This window comes from Curtobacterium flaccumfaciens UCD-AKU, from assembly GCF_000349565.1.
GTDB lineage: Bacteria > Actinomycetota > Actinomycetes > Actinomycetales > Microbacteriaceae > Curtobacterium > Curtobacterium poinsettiae.
The window spans coordinates 321344-327077 of record NZ_KB714609.1 but is presented as its reverse complement, the minus strand read 5'-3'; the positions used below and the strand labels follow the sequence as shown (position 1 = coordinate 327077).

The window sequence follows — 5734 nt, the reverse complement described above, 5'->3', positions numbered from 1 at the left end:
GGCCCGGTACCAGCTGGTACCGGGCCTTCCGTCCATCATGTGGTGACGACTACGCCAGCGTGGCCGCGTCGATCACGAAGCGGTAGCGGACGTCCGAGGACAGGACGCGCTCGTAGGCCTCGTTGATCTGGTCGGCGCTGATGAGCTCGGTCTCCGGCAGGATCCCGTGCTCGGCGCAGAAGTCGAGCATCTCCTGGGTCTCCTGGATGCCGCCGATGGCGGAACCAGCCCAGCTGAGCCGACGCGGGATGAGCGCGAAGGCCGGCACCTCGAGCGGCTCGGACGGTGCACCGACGTTGACGAGGGTGCCGTCGACCTTGAGCAGGCCGAGGTAGGAACCCATCGGGATCTTCGCCGAGACGGTGTTGATGATGAGCTCGAAGGAGTTCGCGAGCTTCTCGAACGTCTCCGGGTCCTTCGTCGCGTAGTGGGCCTTCGCGCCGTAGCGGAGCGAGTCGGCTTCCTTCGAGGTGGTCTGCGACAGGACGGTGACCTCGGCGCCGAGCGCGACGGCGATCTTGACGGCCATGTGGCCGAGCCCGCCCATGCCGACGACGGCGACCTTCGTGCCGGGGCCGGCCTTCCAGTGGTGGAGCGGCGAGTAGGTGGTGATGCCGGCACAGAGCAGCGGCGCGACCTTCTCGATGTCGAGCGACTCGGGGACGCGGAGCACGAAGTCCTCGTTCACGACGACGGCCTGCGAGTAGCCGCCCTGGGTGATCGAGCCGTCGGCGGGGTCGACGCTGGCGTAGGTGCCGATGTTGCCCTTGAGGCAGTACTGTTCCTGGCCGGCGACGCAGTTCTCGCACTCGCCGCACGAGTTCACCATGCAGCCGACGCCGACGCGGTCGCCGACCTTGTGCTTGGTGACGTTCGCGCCGACCTCGGTGACGTGGCCGACGATCTCGTGGCCGACGACCTGCGGGTACTGGATGGGGCCCCACTCACCGCGGACGGTGTGGATGTCCGAGTGGCAGATGCCGGCGTAGGCGATGTCGATCGCGACGTCGTCCGGGCCGACGTCACGACGGGTGATGGTGGTCTTGACGAGCGGCTCGGTCGCTGACGGTGCCGCGTACGCGTTGACGGTGCGCAATGATCTCCTCGTGGGGGTGGTGCGTTGCGGGCCGGTTCCGGCCCGGAACCAGTCTGCGCGCCCCCGCGGCCGTGTGGGAGGTACAACCAGGACACCCCTGGTGCCGCCGGACGGGCGCGTCGCGGCGCTGCGGTGCGCCGGCGTGCGCTGCTCCCGGCCTTCTGCTCGCGGCGTTCTGCTCGCTCAGGCGAGCCGGGCCAGCCGCTGCCCGGCGATCGTCGCGAAGCGCAGGGGGTCGGCGAGGGCGTCGTCGGGTTCGCCGGTGGTCTGCGTCGCGAGCACGGTCAGCGACGCGGCGGCCACGTAGTCGTCGAGCGGGGCCTCGATCGCGCCGGCGACGAGCATCGAGCGGGCACCGGGAGCGTGCGCCGCCGTCAGGTCGCGGACCACCGAGGGCACCTTGCCGACGGCGCTCTGTCCGTCGAAGCGTCCCTCGCCGCTGATCACGACGTCGGCGGCGTTCACGTCGGTACCGTTCGCGATGTCGTTGCCCTCGAGCAGTGCCGGCAGTCCGAGGACCTCGGCGACGGCCGCTGCCCCACCCGCGAGCGTGGCGCCCCACACCATCAGGCCGAACCCCACCCCGCCCGCGGCTCCGGCGCCCGGGGTGCTCGGGTCGACGTCGGGGAAGCGCGCGGCCCAGGTGGCGAGCCGGTCGTCGAAGGACGCCACACGGTCGGGCGTGATGCCCTTCTGCGGGCCGAAGACGGCGGCGGCACCGGTCGGGCCGAGCAGCGGAGAGGTGACGTCGGTGAGCACGGTGACCCCGAGCGGCGGGAGCAGCCGGAGACCGCCGGTGCCGGTGCCGCTCTGCTCTTCGTCGAGGCCGAGCGCCTCGAGCACCGGACGCCCGCCGTCGGTGGACGCGCTGCCCCCGATGCCGAGCACGAGCCCCGTCGCACCGGCGTCGAGCGCGGCGGCGATCGCCTCGCCGAACCCACGGCTCGTCGCCGTGTCCGGCATCGGTGCATCGAGCAGGGGCAGGCCGCTCGTCGCCGCGAGCTCCACCACGGCACGGCCGTCGGGCAGTCGCAGCCACTGGGTGGCGACCGGGGCCCCGGCCGGCCCGGTCACGGTGACGGGGACCCGGACGGATCCGGGGACGGCGGACTCGAAGGCGTCGAGGGTGCCCTCGCCACCGTCGGCCATCGGGACGAGCACCACGTCGTCGTCAGGGCGTTCGGCCAGCCAACCGTCGCGGACCGCCGCAGCGATCGACGCCGCCGTCGCGGTGCCCTTGAACGAGTCCGGAGCCACGATGATGCGCACGGTTCCACCGTAGTGGCCGGTCGCGGGACGCCGGCGTGCGCGCGTGTGTGAGACGCCGGCGTCTGTGCGTGTGTGAGACGCCGGTGTGTGCGCAGAACGCCTCGTTGTCCGCGAGACGCCTCCGTATTCGGCGGCGTCTCGAGGCCATGGCGGCGTCGAACGAACACGACGGCGTCCATCGACCGCGCCGGCGTGCGTCGAACGAACACGCCGGCGTGCGTCGAACGAACACGCCGGCGTCTCGCGAACGACCGCGCCCCGACGCGTCAGGGCGCGGGCACCGGCTCCGGCAGGGCGAAGCGCGGGTGCGGCACTCCGCCCGTCGCGAGGTCCGCGAGCATCTCGCCCAGCAACGGCGCGAACTTGAAGCCGTGCCCGGAAAACCCCGTCGCCACGGTGAGCGGCCCCACGCGGTCGATGACGAAGTCCTCGTCGGGGGAGTTGTCGTACAGGCAGCTGATGAACGTCGGCTTCGTTGCGTCGACCCCCGGCACGTACCGCGCGACGTACGCCTGCAGCCGCTCGGCTTCGGCGGGTACGGGCGTGAAGTCGCGGTCGTCCGGGTCGACCACGGGCCCGGTGCCGTGGAACCCGACCTTGACGCCCTCGCCGGGCGTCAGCAGCCCGTAGACGTCGTCGCCGTCGGCCCAGTGCACGAAGCTCGGCCAGGCCTCGTCCGGCAGGTGGCTGGGGAAGTGGGCGGGCTGCTCCTGGGTGACGCGGATGGCCGGGAGGCCCCTCCCGCGCCCGGCGAGCAGCCCGCCGACGAGCGTGGGAGCCCACGAGCCCACCGCCGCCACCACGGACGCGGTCCGGACCGCGGTGCCGTCGGACAGTGTCACGGTGACGTCGTCACCGTGGTCGTCGAGCCCGGTGACCCGGGTGTCGAAGCGCAGGTCGGCGAGGCCGGTCCGTTCGGCCAGGGTCAGGAAGGCCTCGACCGTCCGGTCGGAGCGGATGCGCCCAGCCGACGCATGGGTCAGCACGTGCCCCTCGAACGCGATGCCGGGCCAACGTGCTGCCGCCTGCTCCGGCGTCAGCGACTCGTGGGGGATGTCCGCGTCGGCCAGGGCGGCCGCGATGGCGTCGACGACCTCGGGCCGCCCGTGGTCGACCGCGCCCGTGCGGACGATGAGCTCCTCGCCGGCGGCCTTCTCGAGCCCTTCCCACAGCGCCAGTGCGCGGGTGGTCAGCGCGACGTACTCCGGGTCGGCGTAGCCCTGCCGGAAGATCCGGGTCGCACCGTGCGAGGAACCGAGGTGGTGGCCGCGGGCGTGCTGCTCGACGAGCAGGACGCGCTCGCCGCGGGCCGTCAGGGCGTACGCGGTCGCAGCACCGACGACCCCGGCGCCGATGACGACGTGCGTCGCCGGTGCGGGGATGGTCATGTCGAGAGCGTAGTTGGGTGCGCCGACCCCGACACGACCGTCCCCGTCAGCGGCCCGAGGTCGGCACCGTGGTCCCGAGGCCTCGTTCGCGAGCGACTTCGAGCACCAGGGCGGCGACCGCCAGATCCTGCGCACCGAGGCCGACCGAGTCGAACACCGTGACCTGGTCGTCGTCGACCCGGCCGGCAGCACGTCCGACGATGACCTCGCCGAGTTCGGCCGGGTGCAGGTCCTGCGGGACCGCGCCCTCGACGACGGCCTCGAGCAGGTCGCCCGACTTCGACCAGGCTGTGGCCCGGCTGTCGACGAACACCGTCCCACGCGCCATCGCGGGGCCGTCGAGCTCGCGGTGGGTGGGGCGCGGACGGGCGCCGACGGCGTTCACGTGCTGGCCCGCGTGCAGCCAACCGCCCTCCACGACCGGGCGTACCGACGGCGTGAGCGTGCACAGGACGTCGCACTCCTCGGCCACCTGGCGGGGACCACCCACCACGGTGCACCGTCGTGCGAGGTCGTCACCGACGGTCTCGAGGAACCGACCGGTCGTCGCCGCGGAACGCGACCAGAGGAGCACCCGTTCGAAGGACCGGACCTTCGCGAACGCACGCAGGTGCTCGACGGCGAGGTTCCCGGCGCCGACGAACCCCAGCGTCGTGCTGTGCGATCGAGCGAGGTGCTGCGTGGCGACGACCGAGGCTGCCGCCGTCCGCGCGCGGGTGATGTCCTTGCCGTCGAGGACGCCCAGGCACTCGCCGGTCATCGCAGACGACACCAAGATGCTGGACCGCTGGGTCGGCAGACCGCGGGAGGCGTTGTGCGGGATGTCGGCCATGAGCTTCACCGCCACCAGACCCAGCCGGTCGGACCGCACCGCCATCGGCAGGAAGAGCGCATCGTCGGCACCCGTCAGGGCGACCGGGGCCGGCTGCTGCATCCGGCCTGCTCCGAGGTCGGCGTGGACGGCTTCGACGGCTTCGAGCACATCGACGTCCTCGAGCGCAGCAGCGACGTCGGACGCCCCGAGGACGAGCGTCACGAGACGGCGACGGCGCTCGGCGAACCGAGGAGTTCGTCGTACGACGGGACGTGCGTCGTGAGTCCGCCGTCGAACAGGATCCGCATCCACCGGTCGGACGCATCACGGTCCACGACGGCGGAGTCCCACACGCCGCCCGCCGCCATCTCGTCGGCGGCTCGTCGGAGCAGCGACTGGTCCTTGTCCGGCCAGCGGGCTGCGAGCACGGCGGTGATCTCCGCGTCGGCGTCGCCAGCGGTGATCCGCTGCATGGCCGCAGCGATGCCGTCCATGAACCGTGGCACGCGGTCACCGAGTTCCTCGATACGGTCGGTGCGGGTGTAGTAGACGCTGTTCGGCATCACCCCGCCGGCATCGAGGTGCCGGAAGACGATCGACCCGCCGCCAGCCGCCACGAGTTCCTCGGCGGACACGAGGTCGAGGATGATGGCGTCGCCGAGGCCGCCTCGGTAGAGCTCCACGAGCATGGCGGTCGACAGGTCGCGGACGAAGCGGGTCGCTGCGACGTCGAGACCGGCTTCGCGGACGAGCCCCGCCGTGAACTCGTAGGGCGCGCTGCCGCCCGCACCCGGCGCGAGCACGACCTTCCCCGCGAGCCAGTCCAGGGTGATCGGGGCGGTCTCGTTCCGCGCCACGATGGTCATCGGGAAGGCGTGGTTCAGCTGGCCGACGACCGACAGTGCACGAGCGGTGCCGGCGTACATCGCCGGCACCCAGAGGCCCCCGAGCGCGAGGTGGGCTGCACCCGAGTCGATGTCGTCGAGGACGCCGGTCCACGGGTCGCAAGCGGTGGCGGTCACGGTGAGTCCGCGTTCGGCGAAGAGGCCGCCCAGGTCGGCGACGTACTCGGGCAGGTAGTTGAGGCCGTTCGCGGTCGCCGAGATCTGCAGGGTGTCCATGGTGGTGCTCCGTTCGTGGGGTGCGGCGTGCCGGGCGTTGCCCGGC

General features: G+C 72.4%; 5 protein-coding genes. All 5 read right to left on the bottom strand.

Annotation, left to right across the window (positions count from 1 at the left end):
* Positions 1 to 49: 49 nt before the first annotated feature.
* Positions 50 to 1096, bottom strand: a complete 1047-nt coding sequence (locus H489_RS25025) for an NAD(P)-dependent alcohol dehydrogenase (RefSeq protein WP_017886442.1) — start codon at positions 1094 to 1096, stop codon at positions 50 to 52.
* A gap of 183 nt (positions 1097 to 1279) precedes the next feature.
* Positions 1280 to 2365, bottom strand: coding sequence for a glycerate kinase (locus H489_RS25020; RefSeq protein ID WP_017886441.1), 1086 nt, complete (start codon positions 2363 to 2365; stop codon positions 1280 to 1282).
* Positions 2366 to 2631: 266 nt separating this feature from the next.
* Positions 2632 to 3753 carry an FAD-dependent oxidoreductase gene (locus tag H489_RS25015; protein ID WP_017886440.1) on the bottom strand — a complete coding sequence of 374 codons (1122 nt, stop codon included), beginning with the start codon at positions 3751 to 3753 and terminating at the stop codon, positions 2632 to 2634.
* Between the two features lie 46 nt (positions 3754 to 3799).
* Positions 3800 to 4789: an ornithine cyclodeaminase family protein gene (locus tag H489_RS25010; protein WP_017886439.1), complete on the bottom strand. Its 990-nt coding sequence runs from the start codon at positions 4787 to 4789 to the stop codon at positions 3800 to 3802.
* On the bottom strand, positions 4786 to 5734 hold a 949-nt coding region (locus H489_RS25005; RefSeq protein ID WP_235045663.1), incomplete at its 5' end, for an ABC transporter substrate-binding protein. The genes H489_RS25005 and H489_RS25010, both read right to left, overlap by 4 nt.

What these genes read in the sequence shown, in the direction of transcription:
- H489_RS25015 (WP_017886440.1), bottom strand. Translation starts at nt 3,753, where the DNA reads ATGACCATCCCCGCACCGGCGACGCACGTCGTCATCGGCGCCGGGGTC.